Raw genomic sequence first — 21881 nt, 5'->3', positions numbered from 1 at the left:
TTCAGCTCCGAGTTAACCATTTTTCTTCATTTTACATCATCTTGCATTTGTCTCACATTTATTTGAAATGACTATAACTCTGAATACCAGATTGAAAAATGGTCGCACTAGCTCCGGCAAGCAAAATTTTAAATGTCGAGATTGTGGAAGACAATTTGTCATGACTCCCAGACATCAACCGATTTCATTAGCAACAATCATGGTTGATTAGTGGAACTCAAAAAATACCTAGAAGCCTGGGGAGAACAAGTGAAGCGAGCAAATAGAAGAAGTTAGTATAGATATGTGGACTCCTTATAAAAATGTCTCAGAATCTTTAATGCCACAAGCAGAAGTTGTGGCCGATAGATTTCATGTTATGAAGCAAGTAAATGAAGAATTAGAGGGAGCTAGAAGAAAGATTAAGAAAGCAGCCTAAGCCTTAAAAAATAACTCGGAAAAAGATCGAATACTATCGGGAATAAAAAAAGTAAATGTGTCTTACTAAAAAATGAAGACGAGCTCACCGAAATCGAAAAAGCTCAGTTACAATCTGTCCAAAAAGTTGCTCCTACCTTACACAAAATGCAAATTGAAAGAAGAGTTTAGACAAATTCTTGAATCCATAAAAGATGGGGTAGAAGGATTATTTAGTTTAAGTGATTGGTTAAAAAATGCAATTTCCGTTTTCCCCAAAAACTGTGGGACAATTATTAGGGGGATTGGACAAATTATTGCGTATTTTGATCGGAGGACTACTCAAGGGGTTGTGGAAGGAATTAATAACAAATTAAAGCTAATCAAAAGAAAAGCCTATGGGTTTAGAAATTTTGACAACTTTATTCTGAAAAGCTTCTTACATTGGCATTTTGCTAGTTAATTTTACATACTAGGTTCGGTAGAACCATGAATCTTTATTTGGGAATAGATTTCGGCACGACAGGCGCGCGATCGACTGTCATAGACTTCCAGGGTACAATACATTGCGAGACAGAACATACTTTTGCCAACGATCGACAGGCGGAATTGCCCTCAGTGTGGCAAAATGCGCTGTGGGATACGATCGCCCAAATCCCCCCAACAATCCGCAATCAAGTAAGGGCGATCGCCCTTGACGGCACATCCTCGACTGTCATGCTGTGCAATACCGACGGTATACCCGTATGTGAGCCGATTTTATACAATGATGGGCGCGGTGCAGCGGTGACAGAAAAGTTGCGGGCGATCGCCCCTGCCAACCACACAGTATTAAGCGCTACATCCAGTCTGGCCAAACTCCTGTGGTGGCAAGAGGGCGGGCTAGAAGCCCACCCCACAACACAATTCAGTCTTTGTGGAACAGGCATCTTGCCTGTTGTTGAGAAGCTTTATTTCCTGCATCAAGCTGACTGGCTGGCATTTCTGCTGCACGGAAAATTGGGAATTAGCGACTATCACAATGCTTTGAAACTCGGTTTCGATGTTGATACTTTGTGCTATCCCAATTGGCTGATAGAGGGAATTGCGGGCGCTGCAACACCTGAATTGCCGGAAGTTGTCGCACCGGGTACGCCTATGGGGGAAGTGAGAGCTCAAGTGGGCGATCGCTTCGGTTTTCCCCGCGATTGTATGGTTTGTGCTGGTACAACCGATAGCATTGCAGCATTTTTAGCAAGCGGTGTTAATTTACCAGGGGAAGCAGTAACTTCTCTCGGTTCTACACTAGCAGTTAAACTGTTAAGTCATACCCGCGTAGATGATTCTAGATACGGGATTTACAGTCATAAATTAGGCGATTTGTGGTTAGTTGGAGGTGCTTCTAATACCGGAGGTGCGGTGCTGCGGTATTTTTTTACTGATGTTGAGTTGCATAATTATAGTACACAAATTGATCCAGCACAAGAGAGTTTGCTGGATTATTACCCATTGTTGAAAAAGGGCGATCGCTTTCCGATTAATGACCCGAGTTTGCCGCCCAGACTCGAACCGCGTCCCACTGATTCAGTGGAATTTCTGCACGGTTTGCTAGAAAGCATCGCGCGGATTGAAGCGCGGGGATATCAATTATTGCAAGAATTGGGTGCAACTCCTTTGACAAAAGTTTATACGGCTGGCGGCGGGGCCAAAAATGCGGTTTGGAGTGCGATTAGAAAGCGTTATTTAAAAGTGCCTGTTGAAACGCCGAGTCATACTGCGGCTGCTTACGGGACGGCTTTATTAGCAATGCGAGGTGTGACTGATTAGAGTTGTTGCATAAATCTTGGATGGATTGGGAAACCGCAGATTTATGCAGATTAACGCTGATTAACGCAGATGCTTTGCTATATAGTTGGCGAAGGGAGGTAATGTTGTTTATTGAGGCGGTTTCAACCGCTGCAAACTCTGATATTTTTACTTACACTCGCTGCAACTTAGCTGTTCTCGGATCGATGATTTTTCTGCCCAAACCTGAAAACTTAATTGCCAGATTAGTTTTATCGCCTTCTCCCAAGACGTGGGTAATTTCTCCCACTCCAAAAGCATGATGAAAAACCCGATCGCCCGTTTGCCAATCCGCCGATTGTCCATTGTTTCCTGCTTGAGAACTGCCGGAATTAGCGGCTGAATTTTTAGTTTTTCCCTTAGATGCAGCCGTTTTCCCCGCTTGAGTTTTCTTCGCACTTCCAGCCAGCAAATGTGTCGGCAATTCCCCTAAGAATAGCGAAGGGGTGCAGTGTTCCCGGAAGCCTCCCCAGAGGCGGCGTTCGCGAGTGTGGGTGAGAAATAGCAATTCCTGGGCGCGAGTGATGCCGACGTAGCACAAACGGCGTTCTTCTTCGATCGCTTTCGGGTCGTCCAAGCTGCGGAAATTGGGAAATAAACCCTGTTCCATTCCGACTAGAAATACTACGGGAAATTCTAGCCCTTTTGCGGAGTGCAGCGTCATCAGCGACACGCGGGAATCTTCTTCCTGCAAGTCATCTAAATCGGATGCTAAAGAGGCTTTTGCTAAAAATGATGTCAGCGTCGGTTCTTCGTTTTGTTCTTCAAATTGCAGCACTGCATTGTACAATTCTCTGACGTTTTCTATCCGATTTTCGGCTTCCTCGGTTCCTTGATTTTTCAAATCTTGAATGTAGCCTGAATCTTCGATAATTCCTTGGACAATTTGCGAAGCGGGCAGGGTTTCAACTTGCGATTGCCAACGACCAATCATTTCGGCAAACTTAATAATAGCTTTTGCCGATCGCCCTGCAAGAGTATTGACAGAAGATTCATCGCTAAGGATTTCCCACAACGGAATGCCCAATTGAGTTGCAGCGTCTTCGATTTTGGAAAATGTGGTATCCCCAATGCCGCGACGGGGAGTATTGATGATGCGTTTGAGGCTGACGCTATCGTCGGGATTGGCAAGCGCCCGCAGGTATGCTAGGATATCTTTGATTTCTTTGCGATCGTAAAACTTCAGCCCGCCGACAATATTGTAAGCAATGTCTAAACGCATTAACGCTTCTTCAAAGGATCGAGATTGAGCGTTTGTGCGGTAGAGAATCGCAAAGTTACTGCCGTTTTCGTATTCGGAATTTTGGCGCTTCAAGGAATGAATTTGACCCGCTACAAATTCCGCTTCATCTAATTCGTTGTCCGCGCGCCAGACAACAATCGGAGCTCCTGGTTCGCGAGTCGGGCGCAGAATTTTCTCGATCCGTTCGGTATTGTGTTCGATCAAGTGGTTCGCCACTTGCAGGATGTTTTCGCGCGATCGATAATTTTCCTCTAGTTTTACCATTGTCCGAGTTTTTTCGTCGGACAAACCATCTCCGAAATCCTCTTGAAATTCCAGCAAGATGGTATAATCAGCCATCCGAAAACTGTAAATTGATTGATCGACATCCCCCACGACAAAAATCGAGCGGTTTTGCCATTTATCGAACTTTTTCGGGTCGGCGTTATTTGTTACCAGCATCCGAATCAAATCGTATTGAGTGCGGTTGGTATCTTGGTATTCGTCAACTAAAATATGGCAAAACTTTTTATGCCAGTAATTTAATACTTGCTCGTTTTGGCTCAAAAGTTTAACGGGAACGAGGATTAAATCGTCAAAATCCAGGGCATTGTTGGCTGCTAAAGCGTCTTGGTAACGACTGTAAACATCGGCAATCACGCGACCTCTGTAATCCGGTTCTGCTGCTTGGTATTCTTGAGGCGACAAGCCTTTATTTTTAGCGTTGCTGATGACATAGCGGACTTTTCGCGGGTCAAATTTCTTGTCGTCTAGGTTGAGGGTTTTTGTAACAATTTGTTTGACGATACTTTGAGCATCTGATTCATCAAAAATCGAAAAGTTTTTCTGCCACTTGCGGCCTTTTTCGTCTTGGTATTTTTCAATATCGTAGCGGAGAATGCGGCCGCACAAAGAGTGAAAAGTTCCCATCCAAATGTGCTTGGTAATTCTTTGGTAAATTTGCGATCGCAATTTCGTTTGCACATCGGGGCCTAAGTCTACCAAAGGTTTGCCATATTCCGCTTCAGCTTGCTGAGTTGCCAGCAATTTCTCAATTCTTTCTTTCATCTCCCTGGCGGCTTTATTTGTAAATGTCACCGCCAGAATATTTTCAGGATCGACTCGATGGGTGCGAACTAAGTTAGCAACTCGGTAAGTTAGAGCTCTGGTTTTGCCGGAACCAGCGCCCGCTACTACTAACAGCGGCCCGTTATAATGGGCGACTGCTTGGCGCTGAGATGGGTTGAGGTGGCTGAGGAAATCAGTGGTTTGAGTCATAGCTAGAAAGTTAGTTTAATTTTTTAATGGGTAAATAATACTGGTATGCAATACCGCGAGTTTATTTAACGTAAGGTGCGCAGTGCGCACCCTATATTATAACTAGAACGGTGATTTTTTAAACTTTAAATATTTTTGGATCGAGCGAGTTGTTTAACGTAAGGTGCGCAATGCGCACCCTACACTATGACTAGAACGGTGATTTTTGTGAACACGGAACACCCTACAGTATGACTATAAAAATGTGTTCCGCCCGCACCCTAAAGTATGACTATAAAAATGTGCGCAGTGCGCACCCTAAAGTAGAGAATGGTGAGTTTTTTTAACGTTAAAATAGTTGTTTTAGCCACATTGCTGCTAATATTCCCAAGCCAATCCAAATGGCAATAATCACAACAGCGGCAGCCCGATTTATCGGTTTTCCCCGCTCTATTTCTGCGGCTGCTTTTTCCCGACACTCGGCTAAAACCTGTGGCGGAATCATCTTCAGTACCAGCCAAATTCCCAAAGGTACAATTATCAAATCGTCCAAGTAGCCGAGAACCGGTATGAAGTCAGGAATTAAGTCGATCGGGCTAAAAGCATAGGCAACCGTAAGGCCTGCTAAAATTCTGGCGTACCAAGGTACTCTCAGGTCTGTACTAACTAAATAAACAGCGTAAGTCTCTTTTTTGAGTCGGCGGGCAACTTGTTTTAAGGATTGCATCTTTTAACAATTTTATCATTTTTAAAATTTATTTAAAATGAAAGAGGAGTGGCGTCGGAGTGTCATAAACGGGGAGGGTTTCTATATTTATCGTTGCCAAGCCTCTTATTTGGCCCAGAACACCAATTTTTTAGTGGAGCGTCCTGCGGACATCATAATAACTCATAATTTCTTCAGAAGTACGGACGATTTTTTTAGTTGCTAAAAATGTAACAACCCGGATATTTAGCAGTTTCAGTGAGAAGGTAAAGTATAGCATCTGTTGTATGTGAGGAGAGTCAAATTTATGAATTCAACTTTACGATCGCGCGATCGCATTAATTTCCGCAGTCTGGTAACAGCGTTGTGTTTAACCTTAACTCTCGTGAGTTTTGTGAGATTAGATCCGGCTGTCGCTCAAGAACAGCGGATTAGAACGCTGAGTGTTACTGGGCGGGGTGTGGAAGCGATTCCTACAACTCAAACGCAAGTGCGGCTGGGGGTTGAGGTGCAGGGGAAAACGGCCGCCGAGGTGCAGCAGGAAGCGGCGAGGCGATCGTCCGCTGTGGTAGAGTTGCTGCGATCGCGCCAAGTCGAAAAACTCGAAACTGCGGGCATCACCCTCAATCCGATTTATAACTTCGACAACAACCAACAGCGCTTGACGGGCTATACGGCGACAAATACCGTCAGTTTTCGGATTAATACTGCATCTGCCGGCACTTTGCTGGACGATGCGGTGAATGCGGGAGCCACACGTATCGACGGCGTGAGTTTTGTCGCTGCCGATAGTGCGATCGAATCTGCTCGAAAACAAGCACTTCGCAAAGCAACTCAAGATGCTCAAGCGCAAGCGGATGCAGTCTTGAGCGCCCTCAACCTCAAGCGGGGAGAGATTCTGGGCATTCAAGTCAACGGTGCGATCGCACCGCCTCCAATGTATCGGCAAGTGGCTGGTGCTCGCATGGCTGCTGCTGACGCTACAACGCCTGTGGTGGGAGGGGAACAGCAGGTAGAAGCTTCTGTGACTTTGCAATTTGGATATTAAATAGTTAGGGCGTAAATTACCCAGCACTGACCTGAGTACAGGTACACTGTGGGCTTTCAATAGCCCTGAAATGATCTTGCATATTGCAAAACAATCTCGAACCTTCGGGCTTAGTAAGGAAATATTAAGTGGCGCACTCTGAGTTAAATTGTAACTGCTCACCGCAACTTTGTTGCGGTGAGCAGTTACGCCAAATGGCTACAACCTTATTATCAACTATGAACGGAATCTCTCCTTCTTCAGGGGGAGAGTTCCTCAATAAATAGACTCTCCGTTAACCCTAGGCTATCGCATTCCTCCTAAACACAAAAGAGTGGACTTTTTTCTAAGATCCACTCTCTGTTAAACTCTCTTAGGGCTAGCTTTAACAAGCTGGAGTTAAGCCCTTACTTTACCTAGTCCTTAACGATTCTCTTGTCATGAATGACCACTTGATCCTTGAGTTTAGGAGTGCCGGAGATGTGAATATCCGTATCCATATTGTCCTCGGCGGATTCGGCTAGATATTGGGCAGATGATTTAAAATCCTGCGCTGCACGTTTAGCAGATTCGGCTGCATTTTGGGCAGATGACTTAAAATCATGCCCTGCACCTTGAGGAGATGGGGTTGCATTTTGGGCAGATGACCTAAAATCAGGCACTGCTGGTTTAACAGATTCGGCTGCATTTTGTGCAGATGATTTAAAATCATGCCCTGCACCTTGAGGAGATGGGGTTGCATTTTGGGCAGATGACTTCACATCCTGCTTAATATCATGCGCTGCACCTTTAGCAGATTCGGCTGCATTTTGGGCAGATGACTTCACATCCTGCTTAATATCATGGGCTGCACCTTTAGCAGATTCGGCTGCATTTTGGGCAGATGACTTCACATCCTGCGCTGCACCTTTAGCAGATTCGGCTGCGCTTTGAGCAGATGACTTGATTGATTCGGCTGCACTCTTGCCAGATGACTTAAGCGATTCGGCTGCACTTTTTATAGATGGCTCCACTGCTTTCGCTGTATCTTTTACAGTCGATCTAAACTCCTTAGTTGCCCCCTCAATTTCTTGAGCTACAGCTTTGGCAGAAGGCTTAACTTCATCGGCAGTACTCTTAATAGAGTCCGCTGCACTTTGTATAGAAGGCTTGACACCTTCGACTGTCTGCTTGACTGAATCTTTGACTTCTCTAATCGTAGGTGTGACTTCCTCGGATGCGCTCTTGACTGCATCTACTACAGAAGGCTTGACTTCCTTCACTGTCTGATCGACAGATTCGGCTATACTTTTAATCGAAGGCTTAGTTTCCTCAACCGTCTCCTTGACTGCTTCTGCTGTAGCTTTGATAGATGGTTTAACTTCCTCAGCAGTTTCCTTTACTACTGTCCCTAGCTCTTCTACAGTGTGTGTAATACCGTCTGCTACAGCGTGTGCTGCATCCCCTAAATTATCTACAGCGCGGTTAACAGTATCAGCAGTACCTTTACCAATCATAGCGCCAGCAACTGAGCCTGCTACAGCACCAATAATTCCTCCAGAGCGAGCGCCCAGTATACCACCGACTGCTGCTCCAGCTATCCTTGCACCAAGGCCTGAGCCTGATGATTGATCTTCCTGTGATTCTGCATTTTCGTTAGTCTGAGCCTGAAGCTGCTGGTTTTCGCTATTGTCAACATTCTTTTCCTGGAAGTCACGATTTGCTTCAGGTTGGTTAAAAGGCTGGTTATTATTATCAGTCATAGATATCCTTGGGTATTACTGCTACATTTACTAGGCTAACTATTTACTGCTCAGAAAATCTACTGCCTAAGAACTAGATTTTGACTGTTACTTAAGAAGTAGATGCTCACAGGTACTGACCACTACGGCCCTAGCGGCTCGCTGTTAATTCGACCTGGAAAAAGCTGGAGGCGCGCGTTAGCGAAGCCCTCGAAGAGGATCGGACATCGGGAACAGTCTTAGCTTAGCGCTCCAAAAATAACTCATTTATACAGAATTGTTTACAGATTAAATGATTAATAAATATTCTCAAAAACTGTGGAGTGCCAGCTTATAAATTAACGTTTTTTTTTTAATATATATAAAATTTTTACTATTTAATTATTAAATTAAGTGAGTTTTTGTGTAGACGTTGCTGATTTATGGTAGGAAAGGCTAAATATGCAAGTCAGAGAAACCAGTATCCACAAAGATTCGGGATTTTCAAATGACTTTTTTCCTACCCTGATTAAGCAACGCCAGATTTTGGAGTGATCAAACTCACGAGGAGACCTCTTTGAACAGCAACTTGACCGCTTTAGCCACCAGAGGCGATCGCACTTACGTGTAATTGGGCATAAGTTCGAGATCCCCCAACAACCCCCAAAACTTCAATTACTACCGGATCGTCGATCGAAGTGACAGAGATCGACTAAAGTAAACAGAAATTATTATTGGCGGTAATTAGAGTGATCGAGACTTTAGCAACAGGAGTCGCAGCAGCAGGTTCGCTGCTAGCATTGGGCGGGTTAGGCCTAGAGTTGAACTATCGCCGGACTGGAAGTCCAAATAAACTAGAACTTACAGCCGGAGAATGGCACTTAGCCATAAAGGAACCCAACCGCTATCTTTTGGTTGGCGAAATGGAATTCCGCAACCTGACACAGCGGTTCGAGGTGATGTTGCCGTCCGTGCAGGCACAGGTGAAACTGCTCTCAGACGGAAGTTTAGACGGCGTTACTTCCCAGACAAAAGTCATTCCTTGCCACAAAGACGCAACAGCCCGATCGGACGATTACTGGTTCGGCTATATTGTTAAAGCCCAAAAAACCACAAAAATTAAAGTCTCCGTAGACATTCAAGGGCAAGACTTAAACAAATTGCAATCAGCTTGGGTGCAAATACATTACATCACCTACGGCCCGGGCGGGCGCATCCCCAAAGTCCGCAACGTAGTAGTCCCGCTGCAATTTCCCAACTCGGACACCGCACCCGTCGCCAGAAATGTCGGCGTTGCAGAAGTCTTCCCAATTCGCACCCACATACTCGCCGAACTCGACAATCCCGTCGAAATTGTCAAGCGTTACGTATTGCCGCGCGCCCTCCAAGGCGATATTGTCGCCCTCGCAGAAACTCCCCTAGCCTTGATGCAGGGACGCTACCGCCATCCCAGCGAAGTCAAACCCGGATGGGCCGCAAAGCGAGTGTGCTTGTTTTTCTTGCCCACGTCGAGTTTGGCCACGGCTTGCGGGATGCAGACGTTGGTTGATGTAGTAGGCCCTTGGCGCGTAGTAGCAGCATTTGCGATCGGCGCTGTGGCTAAAATATTTGGCAAACCGGGAGTCTTTTACCAACTAGCAGGGGAACAAGCCAGGCTAATCGACGACGTTACCGGGACTTTGCCTCCCTTCGACCAATTTATTGTCCTAGGCCCAGACAATCCCCAGCAAGTTGTAGAAGAAATTCAACGAGAAACCGGACTTGCGGCGGCGATCGTAGACGCTAATGACTTGAAAGCAGTTAAGATATTAGCAGCGACCTCCGATTTATCGGTAACATTCTTAGAGCAAGCCTTGCGAAGCAACCCCGCCGGGAATGCTGACGAGCGAACACCGGTCGTTCTAATTCGACCTCTGCCACAAAAATCTTGAGTTCAAAACAGAAAATTAAAAATTCAAAAAGATGATTTGCAATTTTTAATTTTCGATCGCGCAAGAAAGGGAGAAGAATCAAAAGTTATAAGTTTTGAACTCAAAATTTACCCATTCACAACTCAAAACTTCTCTAACTCTTCCCCTTTCTGAATTTTTATTTTTAACTCAATCGGCGTAAGTCCCACGCTATAACGGTACTCGGTTTAGCGCGGGGATATAAGCCGATCAAGGTCTGTGAAAAAGATCGACAATTCTCGGATTTTCTAACAGAAACGTGTAAGATATAAGTGGTTGCGACCCACCCACTCGACTGCAAACAATAGGTCACAGTAGCAGTAATATGCTTGACCAAGGATAACTGCGAGAGAAAGGGGGAAAGAACAGACCGCTGGTTGGTAAGGTAACGCCCTGCTGTAAAAAATAAGCCATGTTTGTTGCACGAAGAAAAATTTTGCCTTGGGAAACAGGGCTTCTGCGTGGGTTCCCTACGAAGGGATAAAGGCTGCAAAGCCAGAGATGCTGTGTAAGACTCGGATCGTCTTCAGTGACGAATACTCGGTAACGGGTATTCCCAACAGAGCAATGGCAGATGAGACACGAAGCCCGAACTATAACGGTACTCCGTTTAGTTTGGGTATTTCACATTTCCATTCTCCACTTTTATGCTATGACTTCATTTCCCTCCCAAAACCCAAACCAGGTTGTGATTCGCCCGTTTCAGTATCGCGATATCGAGGTGATGGAACAACTGTGCGCGGAAACAGCCGAAGAGCCAGAAAACCGCAAGGGCGCAAGCTGCGACGTGGTACTAGGTAGAAAGTTGCAGCAGATTCGCCGCTGGTACGGACTACTAAAGATTTTTAGCTTGTTTCCCAACCCTTGTCAGTCCCTGTTCCGCGCCCACGTTGCCGAAGAAGAGGGGAAAGTTAAGGGCATAATTCAGATTTCTCCTTTCAACCGCACCCGCAGCACTTGGCGGATCGATCGCATAGGAGTAGACCCGGAAGCCCGCAGCAAAGGAATTGGTTCCATGCTGCTGCGGTACTGCTTTGAGGCAGTCTGGGAGGCGCGGACGTGGCTTTTGGAAGTGAATGTAGGCGACACAACTTCCTTGGCTTTGTATCGGCAGAACGGGTTTCAGCCTTTGGCCCAGATGACATACTGGACGATCGCCCCAGAACGCCTGCAAGAAATGGCTTCCTCGACGCCAGATTTGCCCAACCTGCTGCCCGTCAGCAACGCAGACGCTCAGTTGCTCTACCAACTGGATACCGCGTCTATGCCGCCGCTGGTGCGCCAAGTATTCGATCGGCACATTCAAGATTTCAAAACCAGTTTTTTCGGCGCTTTAGTCGAAGGTGTCAGACAGTGGCTGGGCAAAACCGAGGTAGTCAGTGGCTACGTGTTTGAACCGCAGCGCAAAGCCGCGATCGGCTATTTTCAGGTGCAGCTATCCCGCAACGGCCAGCAACCGCACGTCGCCCAGTTGACTGTACACCCTGCCTACACTTGGCTTTACCCAGAACTGCTGTCCCAGATGGCGCGCCTCGTTCAAGATTTCCCGGTTCAAAGCCTGCAACTGGCTTCCGCTGACTATCAGCCGGAACGGGAAGCTTATTTAGAGCAATTTGGAGCAGTGCGCGTGGAACACAGTTTGCTGATGTCTCGATCGGTGTGGCACAAATTGCGCGAGTCCAAGTTGGTCTCTCTCGAAGGACTCCAGCTATCAGAAATGCTGCAAAGCTTCCAGCCAACTCGCAAACCCGTACCGGGCCGGATGTCCTGGCTCGGCCCGATGGCTGGGGAAGCAGCAGCAGGGCCCGCATCCTCGGAGATAAAACCTCTGTTGGCTGACTCAGGAAACAGTCAAACGAATCAAGTTAACCCCTTGAACTTCCCGAATTCCGAATCAGCAGCAACTGATGGCAGCAGCATTTTGCCTTTAAATCTGCCAGAGTTGCCTCTAGACGGCGGCTGGCCCGGAGAACTCAATTCTTAATAAGTCAAAGCAGAAGGTAAAAGGTAGAAGACCGAAAAAAAGAGAATTAATCATCCAAAAAAATCATTTTTTCGGTCATAATCCGAAAATATCCCTTCTGCTTTTAATTAATATCAACTTAAGATTACCTATCTTCTTCTTAATTTCTTCTCTTATTCCTTCGCGTCCTTCGCGTCTTCGCGGTTCGTTAAATAAGATTATTTCCTAAAAAAACAGTAAATCTAAAATCTAAAATCTAAAATCTAAAATTGCTTGATTGATAATGTCCAACAATAAATTATGGATTTCAGCTCTGGGATTAGATATCGGCGTCAAACGAGTCGGCATCGCCGGGTGTGACGGCACCGGTTTAATAGCTACGGGCATTACAACACTGGTACGATCGTCCTTCGATCGAGACGTAGCTTATCTCCGAGAGCTCGTGCGAGAGCGGAGAGTGCAAATTTTGGTTGCAGGCTTGCCCTACTCCCTGAGCGGAGAATTAGGCGCTCAAGCCCGACAAGTGCAGAAATATGCGAATCGCATCGCCTCCGCCTTAGAGCTGCCCCTAGAATACGTGGACGAGCGCCTGACTTCGGTTGAGGCAGAGGAATTGATGAAAACACAAGGGATTTCGGTGTCGCAAAATAAGGGTGCGATCGATCGCAAAGCAGCGGCCCTGATTTTGCAGCAGTGGCTAGACGAGCGGAGGCAAAATATCGGTGCCCTTCCCAATCCTTGATAGCTGGTAACAAAGGCGTGATATCCTGGTTGTGCAAGTTTGCTACGCACACCTGTAACCCTTGACAAACTGGAGAAAATTCTGCTGTACCCTTGGTACTGAAGAAGCACAAAATCGTGATTTGTCCTCAGTGTCGCTTGCTAACTCGACTGAGATTTAAACGCTGCACTCCTCGCCTGTGGAAAAGGCCGCGAGTCTCGCGGTTTAAGCTTGTGGACTGGCGATCGCCCACTTAGCCAGAATATCGCCACGAAAATTCCCACTTGTCAAGCCAACGTTACTGAATTATTGACGGAAAATAAGATACACGCGATGTCCTCATCCCCATACCGCAAAAAAGAGAATGGCAATTCCAACGAAGAGTCCGTCACCCTGACGGATGAAGTTGGGCGATCGCTAACTTGCAACATAGAATATTCTATGAACCTAGAAGGTCAAGAATACGCTTTGCTGCTGCCAATTGACTCACCAGTAGAAATTTTTACCTGGCAGGGAGACGATAACGACGAAGCAGCAATTCCTGTAGAAGACGAGAGCGAAATTGACAAAATTTTTGAGACAGCTAAAGTTGTGCTGCAAGAGCAGAACTTGACGCTCCGACGCACGGCGGTGACGCTGACTGTGGTTGGCGAATTGCCGGAATTTCCCGAAGAGGAGATGGCCTCCGATGTCGATCCAGATGAGGAGTCCGAGTTCGAGGAACTGATGTGGCTGACCAGTTTCTACCACGAAGAACAGGAATATGCCATTTATACGCCTTTAGACCCGTTCTTTATCTTGGCTCGCATGGATGACGACGGCAAGCCAGAATTGCTCTCGGAAGAAGAGTTCCAAAGGCTGGAACCGATGTTACCTATGCTGGAAGACCAGTTCTTTGACGAGCTTGATTAGATATTAATTGCAGGCACAAGGTCTGATGGCAAAAAGCAGAATTTTTTACTATTTTATAAAAAAGTAAACTGCTCGCCCGATCGAACTTTTTCGAGATTGCTCCTTCTGCCTTCGCGATCGGGCTTTTGAATTGGGCCGCGTGGATTGGGTCTTTTACAGGGCTTGTATCCGTAACTTTTCGGTCATCAATCGCAGGTCATCAGTCATTAGTCGCTAGTTACCCGCCGCTTATCCAGGACAACGGACTATGAATAAAGAACAAATGACAAAAGGCAGCGCGCGCGAGAGCCGAAAAGCTACTCCGCAAGTCTCTAAATGGTTGTTTTATCTGGCGTTGCTGCCGGCAATCTGGGGGGTTTGCGCTTGGCAGGGCTGGGCTTGGTGGAGCTGGGCTTCCGCCCCGCCTAAAATAGCTGAAACGTCAACTTCTGGGCCAGAGGATGCTGCTGTTTTGATCCAAATCCCGGAGGGTACTCCCAGTCAAAAAATCGGGCGGGATTTAGAGGCTGCGGGGTTGATTCGATCGAGCTCGGCATGGAATATGTGGGCCCGCTGGCTGACTCTGCAAAACCGTGAGGGAGGTTTTCAAGCAGGAACTTACCAAGTGTCGCCGACTCAGCCTCTGAGTGCAGTTGCTGACAAAATTTGGAAGGGCGAAGTTGTACAGCAGAGTTTCACGATTCCAGAAGGGTGGTCGCTGCAACAAATGAGCGCTTATTTTGAAGCGCAAGGTTTTTTCCCGGCTAAGGAGTTTATGGCGGTGGCGAGTCAAGTTCCCTACGCTCAGTACCCTTGGCTACCGAGTGGCCTGCCTCATTTGGAAGGGTTTTTGTACCCGGATACTTATCAGCTAGACGGCGATGCAATTAGCCCGGAAGCTGTCATTAAGCAAATGCTCGATCGTTTCGAGCAGTTGGCTTTGCCGATCTATCAAAAGAATCAGAAGAATACTAAGCTGGATTTGAAAGAGTGGGTGACGCTGGCTAGTATTATAGAAAAAGAGGCTGTGGTTGCTTCCGAGCGGAACCGCATTTCTGGAGTATTCAACAACCGTCTGAATAAGGGTATGACGTTGGGATCAGACCCGACAGTTGAATACGCCCTCGGCATCAGGCAAACTAAGGAAAAGCCTCTGACTTTTAAGCAAGTAGAAACGCCTTCTCCTTACAATACTTATATAAATCCAGGACTACCCCCAACTCCGATCGCATCTCCGGGAATAGCAAGTTTGGAGGCGACTCTGACTCCAGAAAATACAGAATACCTGTATTTTATGGCGCGGTATGACGGCACTCACATTTTCAGCCGCACGCAGGCGGAACACGATGCTGCGATTGCTAAAGTTGACCAGCAGTTGCGATCGACTCAATAGATAGGCAATGACTAATAAAAAAAGTAAAAAGTCAAAAGTCAGAAAGTAAAAGCCATAATTATTCACTTTTGATTTTTTACTTTTTCAATCTTTAACTCCCAATTTCTTATGTGTCAATCTAAAATCTAAAATCTAAAATCTAAAATCATTATGACTTGGGGTAAACTATTACAGCCTGACTTAGTTCTAGGCGATTCAGTCATGAAGTTAACGGCTGATATTCTGCAGAAATATGAGATTAAAGGATTAGTGTTGGATGTGGACGAAACTCTTGTTCCCATTACCGCAATGAATGCTTCTCCTGAACTCAGCTTGTGGGTGCAAGAAATTAAACCCGTGGTATCGCTATGGTTGGCGAGCAATAATTTAAGTCAGACTCGGATCGGTCGGATTGCTGAGTCTTTGAATCTACCTTACATCACGGGTGCGGCTAAGCCGTCGCGCCGTAAGTTGCGAAAAGCTATTAATGCAATGAATTTGCCGGTGGAACAGGTGGCGATGGTGGGCGATCGACTTTTTACTGATGTTTTGGCAGGCAATCGTTTGGGTATGTTTACTATTTTAGTGGAACCAATGGTTGATGCTGGGTATGCCCTTCGCAAGTATCCGGTGCGCTCTTTTGAAGTTTGGGTTTCTCAAGCTTTGGGGGCTTCTCTTGATAGCAGAAATTAGAAAGATTTAAATGACTAAAACTATTGTTGTTAAAATTGGAACTTCGACTCTGACTCGATCGACTACAGGAAACTTAGCTCTTTCAACTATTGCTGCATTGGTCGAAATTTTAGCTGATTTGCGGCAGCAAGGTCATCGAGTAGTGTTGGTTTCTTCGGGTGCGGTTGGGGTGGGCTGCGCGCGCTTGGGTTTGACGGAACGCCCGCGAAATATTGCTATGAAACAGGCTGTGGCGGCCGTGGGCCAAGGGCGGCTGATGCGGGTGTACGATGATTTGTTTACTACTCTACAACAGCCGATCGCTCAAGTATTGCTCACCAGGGGCGATTTAGTGCAGCGTAACGGTTATGTTAACGCTTGCAATACTTTTGGGCAACTGCTCCGGTTGGGCGTGATTCCGATCGTCAATGAAAATGATACTGTAGCGGTAGACGAACTCAAATTTGGCGATAACGATACGCTTTCGGCGCTGGTGGCGAGTTTGGTAGAAGCAGATTGGTTGTTTGTGCTCACAGATGTCGATCGGCTGTATTCCGCCGATCCGCGCAGCAATCCAGACGCGCAGCCGATCGCCCTAGTCCAAAGTATGGCACAGCTCACAGAATTTCAGGTGCAAACAGGAGATTCCCGCAGCGGTTGGGGAACCGGCGGTATGGTGACAAAAATTGAAGCCGCGAGAATAGCAACTGCATCGGGAGTGCGTACAGTCATCACTGACGGCTGCTTTCCTGGTAATATCGAGAAAATACTCAACGGAGAGTTGATCGGCACTCAATTCGAGCCTCAACCGCGCCCTGTAAACGCTCGCAAACACTGGATAGCTAACGTGTTAATTCCGGCAGGAAAACTATATTTAGATGCGGGTGCTGTCAAAGCAATTTCCCACGGTGGAAAATCGCTTTTAGCTGCGGGTATTGCTCAAGTAGAAGGAGAATTTCAAGCTGATGATTCCGTGCAGTTGTGCGACGCAGCCGGCAAGCAAATTGCTAGAGGACTTGTGAATTATAGCAGTTTAGAATTGAGACAAATCCAGGGCTGCAAGTCAGAGAAAATTGCTGAGATTTTAGGCTATGCAGGCGTAGAAACGGCGGTACACCGAGATAATTTAGTGATTGTTTAAACTACCCCATATCTAGGCAGTCGATCGGGCAATGAGCGAAGGTAGAAATTGAGGATATTTGCAGCACAGTCTTGCAAGAATTTGTTTGGCTGTGTCGGAACAGCTCGTTCATCGCTTCTGTAAACAGTTGAAATACATTTTGTGCTAATTCTAAAGCTGCTTGGTATTCCGAATTAGTAAGTTTGATCTCTGCTAAAAGTTGCAACATCTCTGGCGTGTTTAAAAGGTGATAATTTTCTAAACCCCCATAAGATACTCCAAAATCAACAGATTCTTTTTGGTTAATTTGCTGTAATTCCATTACCACTGCTAGCGCCGCCTCAAAAAAAACTTGGGCAGTTCCTTCGAGGACTTCCACTAACACCAGTTTCTGAATAGGAGAAGCTTTCCAAGCGTAGCGTTCGAGCGCTGAACAAAGCGATCGAGTTTTTTTAGTTTCTTCACCCCAAAGCAGTCTGAAATCGCCGTAACTCATTAATTGGTTTAAGCCCAGTTCTTCTAAGTATTCTAGATAGTCGTGCCAATAATAGTTTTTTTTATAAGTATATTTATTAATGAGTTCCTGAACTTTGTTATTACTAGAAGATTCTCGCAGTACATATTTATTTAAATCGCTCAATCCCACAGCTAAAGGAGCAAGTACAGGTGCAAAAATTAGTCGTTGATTCGCGTGAATATCTTTGTTGGCTAGAAACTCAAACAAGGGCAATTTTGCAAACTCTTGCTTTTTGGGTTCAATGAATGCTACAATGGCTCTCATACTTTTTTCGCCTAAATGGTTGCTGTCAAGATAATCTTCATACCTCCGTTAATTATCTATATTGTCGAGCATAAATAATTGTGTTTATTATCATACATATTTGTATTTTAGATCATAGGTAAGAGTGTTGGCAGTCACAGGAAATTGTGACTTGTATCATATTGTGCCAGAAGTTCGAGCATCTGGTTCGCTATAGATAAAATGTTCTACATTTAGATTGCATATTTCAGGCCTTGCTCAAAGCGACCCCACAAGAGTTAGATTATTTTTTCCAGGCAAGTTAAAGGCTGATTAGCTTATTTAGGCAAGTGACCATCCTGTTGGCACTCCTAAAAGATGCTTTTTACAAAATAGCGGTGATCCCTGCAAATCAGTCCTAGACGCATAGAAGTCTCGAAACCAGGTTTTTTCGGAGATTCATCGCTACTCAAGAAAAATTTTTCTGAGAAACCCGGTTTCTTTAACCCTTGCTTTTATTGCTTCTTCCCTCTTTTCTCTTCCCTCTTCTTATTCCTTATTCCTTCTTCCGCCGGCCATAAGTCTCCCAATGACAATTTCCAATTCTCAGAATTGCCTTTAGGTGCGTTCTGAGTTACTCTATCTTTTGGATCAGTTAACACAATTATAGGAGTTAATCTTGGAACGGACTTTTTTAGCAATTAAGCCCGACGGCGTACAGCGCGGACTCGTCGGCGAAATTATCGGTCGTTTTGAAGCCAAGGGCTTTAAGTTAGTTGGCATGAAGCTGATGACAGCGAGTCGCGAACTAGCGGAACAACATTATGATGTTCACAAAGAAAAACCCTTCTTTGCTGGATTGGTAAACTTTATCACTTCAGGCCCTGTAGTGGCGATGGTTTGGGAAGGCGACGGCGTTGTGGCGTCGGCGAGAAAAATCATTGGCGCCACAAATCCTCTGAATGCAGAACCTGCGACAATTCGGGGCGATTTTGCCGTCAATGTCGGCCGTAACCTCATTCACGGTTCTGATGCTGTCGAGACTGCCCGTGCGGAAATTAGCCTTTGGTTCAAGGAAGAAGAATTGAGTGCTTGGACACCTTGTTTAACTCCTTGGATTGTGGAATAGTTTTGATATTCTCCCGGTGGTTAATCGGGAGATATAGCCTTTTTTAGACAGATAAAATATCATCTCGCTGACTCACTCATAACGGTAAAATATAGAATAGTTTGAGATTTTTACTCGTTACCAGGAGCTTGCTGGTAACGAGAATAAAAAAACGTTAATCTGAACTTAAAAACTCCAAATAATTATTAGTCAATTCTTTGACTGCTAATTCGTAAAACTGTTGACCGTGTTCGGGGGTTGCTAAGCCCGGATTTGAACCCATTCTCCCGTCGGGAAATCGGCGGCGGAAGTCTGCTGCACCGTAAATTTTGTGCCCGGAACCGACTTCTTCCGAAAGCGGAGCTTGCTTGATGGCTTCTGGATAAAGGTACTGGGTTAAGGCAATTTCGCTGGGGGTGGCGTGGGAACCTTCTTGGTTTCCGTATAATTCTTTTGCTAGTTGGTAAACTGAACCGCACATGAACCAGTTGCCGATTTGACACTGGATTTTATCGGCATTTGGTAAATGCAAGTCTGACAAATGCGCGTATGTCTCGGAAAATGCTGCTTTCATTGTCGCAATGTTGCCACCATGACCGTTAATGAAGAAATATTTCTTAAATCCCGTTTTTGCCAAAGATGTGATATAATCCCTGATTACCAGTATTAGCGTCTGGGGTCGGAAGCTGATTGTGCCGGGAAAGCTGGTGTGGTGCAAGGCCATCCCGACATTAATTGTGGGGCCGATTAAGGCATTGGCAGCTTCGCCGACACCGCGGGCGATCGCCTCGGCAGCAATGGCGTCAGTCCCGATCAAGCCGGTGGGCCCGTGCTGTTCGGTGGAGCCGATCGGGATAATTATGCCTCGGGAGCTTTCGAGATAAGTTTCTACCTCGGGCCAGGTACTCAAATGCAGCAACATGATAGGCAGTCTACAGAATTTTTACTTGCTATCGTCGATCGTAGCGGGCACGGGAAAAAAAAAGGACTTTGGGCAAACTTATTATTGTATTCTTAAAAAAAGCCCTACAGTGCGATCGCACCTTTACCGTTATATTACTTAACGTTAATAATTTAACCACTTGATGGCCAAAACTTTACCTTTTAATAACCTTTTAAGAGTAGTATAACAAGCATATCCCTCTAGATTGGGTGTTACGTGGTCAATTAACAGCGGGCAATGTTTTATGAAATTAACACCGACCCCGAAAAATGACCAGACTTCTGTGGCCTGGACGCAGGCAGACAGCGCGGTTCCGACAACTGCTCTACGGCTGTATTCCTTACACGAGCAAGTAGCAAAGGTCGAGCGCGTGTCTGTGGGATGGGCTGGCGAAAGATTCTAAGCGATCCTCTTCGAGGGCTTCGCTAACGAACAAATGGCGATCGTACAAGCGATCGCAGCGCGAGAGTACCTCAGCTACTGAAGAAGGTACCTCGCGCTAGCCACATACAAACATCACTCCCACTGATATTTATGTCTTCTGCTGAATTAAGCGAAAGTCCTGCAAGGTTGGCTGTTGGACAAGCCGGTCGTATCTTGTTATTGGAAGGTGAAGATCTGTTGCGGGAAATGCTAGCTTTAGCCCTTAAAGAACAGGGCTATGAGGTGGTTGTTACTAGCGACGGGCGTAACGCTCTACCTTCTGTACAGGCTGCTTCGTCATACCACGGTGAATTTGCCTTCAACCTGTTAATTATGGATTCAATTAACGGTTTGGATCTGTGTCGAATGTTACGGCATCAAGGAAATCCCGTCCCTATTTTGATTATAGGTGCTAGAGGAAGTGCCAATAATTGCGCTTTTTACCTCGAAGCCGGATCGGATGATTATCTGACCAAGCCTTTTGGAATGCGGGAGTTTATCGCTCGCTGTCGGGCGCTGATGCGGCGCCAGCGCCTCGGTCGCTTACCGGAACCGAGGACGCTGCAATATAAGAGTATAACTCTGTATCCTGAAGAGTGCCGAGTGTTGGTTCGTGGTCTGGAAGTGAAATTTTCTCCTAAACAGTTTCGCTTACTAGAACTATTTATGAGTTATCCCCGGCGAGTTTGGTCTCGCGATCAGTTGCTGGAAAAAATTTGGGGCCAAGATTTTATCGGAGACAGCAAAACAGTTGATGTTCACATCCGCTGGCTACGCGAAAAGTTGGAAATAGATCCGGGTCAACCGGAATATATCATTACGGTACGTGGGTTTGGCTATCGATTTGGTTAAATTATTAAATCAGTTGTAGGGTGGTAAATTGCAGTCGAATAGACAAATAAGGACACAAAAATGTTGTGTCCTTATTTGTCTCTGGAGGGTGTGCAATACAATAGCTTGGAGGTGCAACCTGTAGAGCTATTGTAGCGACTGTTGCCGTTATCTTTTACTCGATCGGGATCGGTATAACTCAAAACTCCCCTGTCCACTCCCAACAATGAAGTTTCCAGCAATCTCCTGCAACCGCAACAGCCGCCACCATATCTGAACTGGGAATTAATTCAATTAAAGACCATCTCGATGCTTCGTCGGGGTTTTCTTCAACATTTAACAGCGCTGCTGGTTCTCCTGGTGCGAGGCTGACCTCAAACTGATTCAGGGGAATAGAAAGTCCTTTACCGACTGCTTTGATATAGGCTTCCTTGCGAGTCCAGCCGGTGAAAAAAGCTCTGGGTTGGAGATGTTCTGGGAGCGAACGCAGCACAGAGTTTTCTAAGGGTGAAAAAAACTTGTCAGCAATCTCCAGACAAGGAAAGTTGGGATTGATGCCTTCAATATCGACACCAATCTCTCGATTTTTGGTAATAGCAATTAGAGCCATTCCGCCAGAGTGAGACAAATTGAAACGGAGGGTATTTCCTCCTTGGGCGGCGATGAGGGAGGGTTTGCCGTAGGGATTGTAGTCAAAGCGCAAAATGTGAGAAGTTACGTTGAGATAGCGACTGAGAATTTCTCTCAGAGCGCCACGACTCACAATAAATTGCGATCGATCTTTGGGAAAATGAAAACCCTCGGCTTTTATCCGCTCGTCGGTAGAGAGAATCTGTTGTAAACTCTGCAAGCAAGATTCTGTTTGAGCCAGAGACACGCGCCAAACATGAATTTCGCCCACATCCAATGTCAAGTCTTGCGGTGGAGAATTCCACGAATCAAAAGCAGCAATCATGTATTTATTGTCTTTTCTGAGTCACCTCATCTAGTATTCCCAGAAACAGGCAAGATGCCTGT

21 protein-coding genes are annotated in these 21881 nt (G+C 45.9%); 15 read left to right on the top strand and 6 right to left on the bottom strand.

What is annotated here, in order from left to right; all coding sequences use genetic code 11:
- Positions 1–67 precede the first annotated feature (67 nt).
- The 4 genes from QUB77_RS31730 to QUB77_RS13225 all read left to right on the top strand — a co-directional run bounded on the left by QUB77_RS31730 (position 68) and on the right by QUB77_RS13225 (position 2202).
- On the top strand, positions 68–211 hold the full coding sequence (locus tag QUB77_RS31730; protein WP_445251733.1) for an IS1/IS1595 family N-terminal zinc-binding domain-containing protein: 144 nt from the start codon (positions 68–70) through the stop codon (positions 209–211).
- 51 nt (positions 212–262) lie between these two features.
- The gene (locus tag QUB77_RS13235; protein ID WP_333172745.1) at positions 263–418 is read left to right on the top strand and encodes a transposase; all 156 of its coding nucleotides are present in this window, start codon (positions 263–265) and stop codon (positions 416–418) included.
- A 153-nt stretch (positions 419–571) separates the two neighbouring features.
- Positions 572–859: a transposase gene (locus tag QUB77_RS13230; RefSeq protein ID WP_333172417.1), complete on the top strand. Its 288-nt coding sequence runs from the start codon at positions 572–574 to the stop codon at positions 857–859.
- A gap of 26 nt (positions 860–885) precedes the next feature.
- Positions 886–2202: an FGGY-family carbohydrate kinase gene (locus QUB77_RS13225; protein WP_333172419.1), complete on the top strand. Its 1317-nt coding sequence runs from the start codon at positions 886–888 to the stop codon at positions 2200–2202.
- A 151-nt stretch (positions 2203–2353) separates the two neighbouring features.
- Here the strand turns inward: QUB77_RS13225 and pcrA are convergent, their stop codons facing one another.
- Both pcrA and QUB77_RS13215 read right to left on the bottom strand, forming a co-directional pair.
- A complete protein-coding gene (gene pcrA / locus QUB77_RS13220) occupies positions 2354–4720 on the bottom strand; it encodes a DNA helicase PcrA (protein ID WP_333172421.1) in 2367 nt (788 codons plus the stop codon).
- 328 nt (positions 4721–5048) lie between these two features.
- A complete protein-coding gene (locus QUB77_RS13215; protein WP_333172423.1) occupies positions 5049–5426 on the bottom strand; it encodes a YkvA family protein in 378 nt (125 codons plus the stop codon).
- 286 nt (positions 5427–5712) lie between these two features.
- On the opposite strand from QUB77_RS13215, the gene QUB77_RS13210 reads away from it, so the two are divergent.
- On the top strand, positions 5713–6453 hold the full coding sequence (locus QUB77_RS13210; protein WP_333172425.1) for an SIMPL domain-containing protein: 741 nt from the start codon (positions 5713–5715) through the stop codon (positions 6451–6453).
- Between the two features lie 395 nt (positions 6454–6848).
- On the opposite strand, the gene QUB77_RS13205 is transcribed toward QUB77_RS13210, so the two are convergent.
- Positions 6849–8174: a DUF6861 domain-containing protein gene (locus tag QUB77_RS13205; RefSeq protein ID WP_333172427.1), complete on the bottom strand. Its 1326-nt coding sequence runs from the start codon at positions 8172–8174 to the stop codon at positions 6849–6851.
- 707 nt (positions 8175–8881) lie between these two features.
- On the opposite strand from QUB77_RS13205, the gene QUB77_RS13200 reads away from it, so the two are divergent.
- From QUB77_RS13200 to proB, 7 genes are all read left to right on the top strand, one after another.
- Positions 8882–10063, top strand: coding sequence for a F420-0:Gamma-glutamyl ligase (locus QUB77_RS13200; RefSeq protein WP_333172429.1), 1182 nt, complete (start codon positions 8882–8884; stop codon positions 10061–10063).
- A 670-nt stretch (positions 10064–10733) separates the two neighbouring features.
- Positions 10734–12065 (top strand): GNAT family N-acetyltransferase, encoded by a 1332-nt coding sequence (locus tag QUB77_RS13195; protein ID WP_333172748.1) that lies wholly within the window; start codon positions 10734–10736, stop codon positions 12063–12065.
- Positions 12066–12327: 262 nt separating this feature from the next.
- On the top strand, positions 12328–12786 hold the full coding sequence (gene ruvX, locus QUB77_RS13190) for a Holliday junction resolvase RuvX (protein WP_333172431.1): 459 nt from the start codon (positions 12328–12330) through the stop codon (positions 12784–12786).
- A 312-nt stretch (positions 12787–13098) separates the two neighbouring features.
- Positions 13099–13677 (top strand): DUF3727 domain-containing protein, encoded by a 579-nt coding sequence (locus tag QUB77_RS13185; protein WP_333172433.1) that lies wholly within the window; start codon positions 13099–13101, stop codon positions 13675–13677.
- Positions 13678–13924: 247 nt separating this feature from the next.
- Positions 13925–15049, top strand: coding sequence for an endolytic transglycosylase MltG (gene mltG / locus QUB77_RS13180; protein ID WP_333172435.1), 1125 nt, complete (start codon positions 13925–13927; stop codon positions 15047–15049).
- A gap of 150 nt (positions 15050–15199) precedes the next feature.
- Positions 15200–15721 (top strand): YqeG family HAD IIIA-type phosphatase, encoded by a 522-nt coding sequence (locus tag QUB77_RS13175; RefSeq protein ID WP_333172437.1) that lies wholly within the window; start codon positions 15200–15202, stop codon positions 15719–15721.
- A 10-nt stretch (positions 15722–15731) separates the two neighbouring features.
- Complete coding sequence (gene proB, locus QUB77_RS13170) at positions 15732–16841, top strand: glutamate 5-kinase (protein WP_333172439.1); 1110 nt, start codon at positions 15732–15734, stop codon at positions 16839–16841.
- Position 16842: 1 nt separating this feature from the next.
- Here proB and QUB77_RS13165 read toward each other — a convergent pair whose 3' ends face one another.
- Positions 16843–17601: a hypothetical protein gene (locus tag QUB77_RS13165; RefSeq protein WP_333172441.1), complete on the bottom strand. Its 759-nt coding sequence runs from the start codon at positions 17599–17601 to the stop codon at positions 16843–16845.
- 637 nt (positions 17602–18238) lie between these two features.
- Between QUB77_RS13165 and ndk the strand changes: the two genes are divergently transcribed.
- Positions 18239–18688, top strand: a complete 450-nt coding sequence (gene ndk, locus QUB77_RS13160; protein WP_333035325.1) for a nucleoside-diphosphate kinase — start codon at positions 18239–18241, stop codon at positions 18686–18688.
- Between the two features lie 154 nt (positions 18689–18842).
- Here ndk and QUB77_RS13155 read toward each other — a convergent pair whose 3' ends face one another.
- Positions 18843–19589, bottom strand: coding sequence for a creatininase family protein (locus QUB77_RS13155; RefSeq protein ID WP_333172443.1), 747 nt, complete (start codon positions 19587–19589; stop codon positions 18843–18845).
- A gap of 265 nt (positions 19590–19854) precedes the next feature.
- On the opposite strand from QUB77_RS13155, the gene QUB77_RS13150 reads away from it, so the two are divergent.
- Both QUB77_RS13150 and QUB77_RS13145 read left to right on the top strand, forming a co-directional pair.
- Positions 19855–20013 carry a hypothetical protein gene (locus QUB77_RS13150; RefSeq protein WP_333172445.1) on the top strand — a complete coding sequence of 53 codons (159 nt, stop codon included), beginning with the start codon at positions 19855–19857 and terminating at the stop codon, positions 20011–20013.
- A 131-nt stretch (positions 20014–20144) separates the two neighbouring features.
- On the top strand, positions 20145–20885 hold the full coding sequence (locus QUB77_RS13145) for a response regulator transcription factor (protein ID WP_333172447.1): 741 nt from the start codon (positions 20145–20147) through the stop codon (positions 20883–20885).
- 178 nt (positions 20886–21063) lie between these two features.
- On the opposite strand, the gene QUB77_RS13140 is transcribed toward QUB77_RS13145, so the two are convergent.
- Positions 21064–21819, bottom strand: coding sequence for a 4'-phosphopantetheinyl transferase superfamily protein (locus QUB77_RS13140; RefSeq protein WP_333172449.1), 756 nt, complete (start codon positions 21817–21819; stop codon positions 21064–21066).
- Between the last annotated feature and the right edge of the window lie 62 nt (positions 21820–21881).

The organism is Microcoleus sp. AT9b-C3 (assembly GCF_036705485.1).
Lineage (GTDB): Bacteria > Cyanobacteriota > Cyanobacteriia > Cyanobacteriales > Microcoleaceae > Microcoleus.
Note: the sequence above shows the minus strand (reverse complement) of the source record. Positions and strands in the feature narration are given on the sequence as shown.

Coding starts and splice junctions, on each gene's coding strand:
- QUB77_RS13225 (WP_333172419.1), top strand. CDS start 886: ATGAATCTTTATTTGGGAATAGATTTCGGCACGACAGGCGCGCGATCG.
- QUB77_RS31730 (WP_445251733.1), top strand. CDS start 68: ATGACTATAACTCTGAATACCAGATTGAAAAATGGTCGCACTAGCTCC.
- proB (WP_333172439.1), top strand. CDS start 15,732: ATGACTAAAACTATTGTTGTTAAAATTGGAACTTCGACTCTGACTCGA.
- mltG (WP_333172435.1), top strand. CDS start 13,925: ATGAATAAAGAACAAATGACAAAAGGCAGCGCGCGCGAGAGCCGAAAA.
- QUB77_RS13215 (WP_333172423.1), bottom strand. CDS start 5,426: ATGCAATCCTTAAAACAAGTTGCCCGCCGACTCAAAAAAGAGACTTAC.
- QUB77_RS13195 (WP_333172748.1), top strand. CDS start 10,734: ATGACTTCATTTCCCTCCCAAAACCCAAACCAGGTTGTGATTCGCCCG.
- QUB77_RS13150 (WP_333172445.1), top strand. CDS start 19,855: ATGAAATTAACACCGACCCCGAAAAATGACCAGACTTCTGTGGCCTGG.
- QUB77_RS13140 (WP_333172449.1), bottom strand. CDS start 21,819: ATGATTGCTGCTTTTGATTCGTGGAATTCTCCACCGCAAGACTTGACA.
- QUB77_RS13175 (WP_333172437.1), top strand. CDS start 15,200: ATGACTTGGGGTAAACTATTACAGCCTGACTTAGTTCTAGGCGATTCA.
- QUB77_RS13145 (WP_333172447.1), top strand. CDS start 20,145: ATGTCTTCTGCTGAATTAAGCGAAAGTCCTGCAAGGTTGGCTGTTGGA.
- QUB77_RS13185 (WP_333172433.1), top strand. CDS start 13,099: ATGTCCTCATCCCCATACCGCAAAAAAGAGAATGGCAATTCCAACGAA.
- QUB77_RS13205 (WP_333172427.1), bottom strand. CDS start 8,174: ATGACTGATAATAATAACCAGCCTTTTAACCAACCTGAAGCAAATCGT.
- QUB77_RS13165 (WP_333172441.1), bottom strand. CDS start 17,601: ATGAGAGCCATTGTAGCATTCATTGAACCCAAAAAGCAAGAGTTTGCA.
- ruvX (WP_333172431.1), top strand. CDS start 12,328: ATGTCCAACAATAAATTATGGATTTCAGCTCTGGGATTAGATATCGGC.
- pcrA (WP_333172421.1), bottom strand. CDS start 4,720: ATGACTCAAACCACTGATTTCCTCAGCCACCTCAACCCATCTCAGCGC.
- QUB77_RS13155 (WP_333172443.1), bottom strand. CDS start 19,589: ATGTTGCTGCATTTGAGTACCTGGCCCGAGGTAGAAACTTATCTCGAA.
- QUB77_RS13210 (WP_333172425.1), top strand. CDS start 5,713: ATGAATTCAACTTTACGATCGCGCGATCGCATTAATTTCCGCAGTCTG.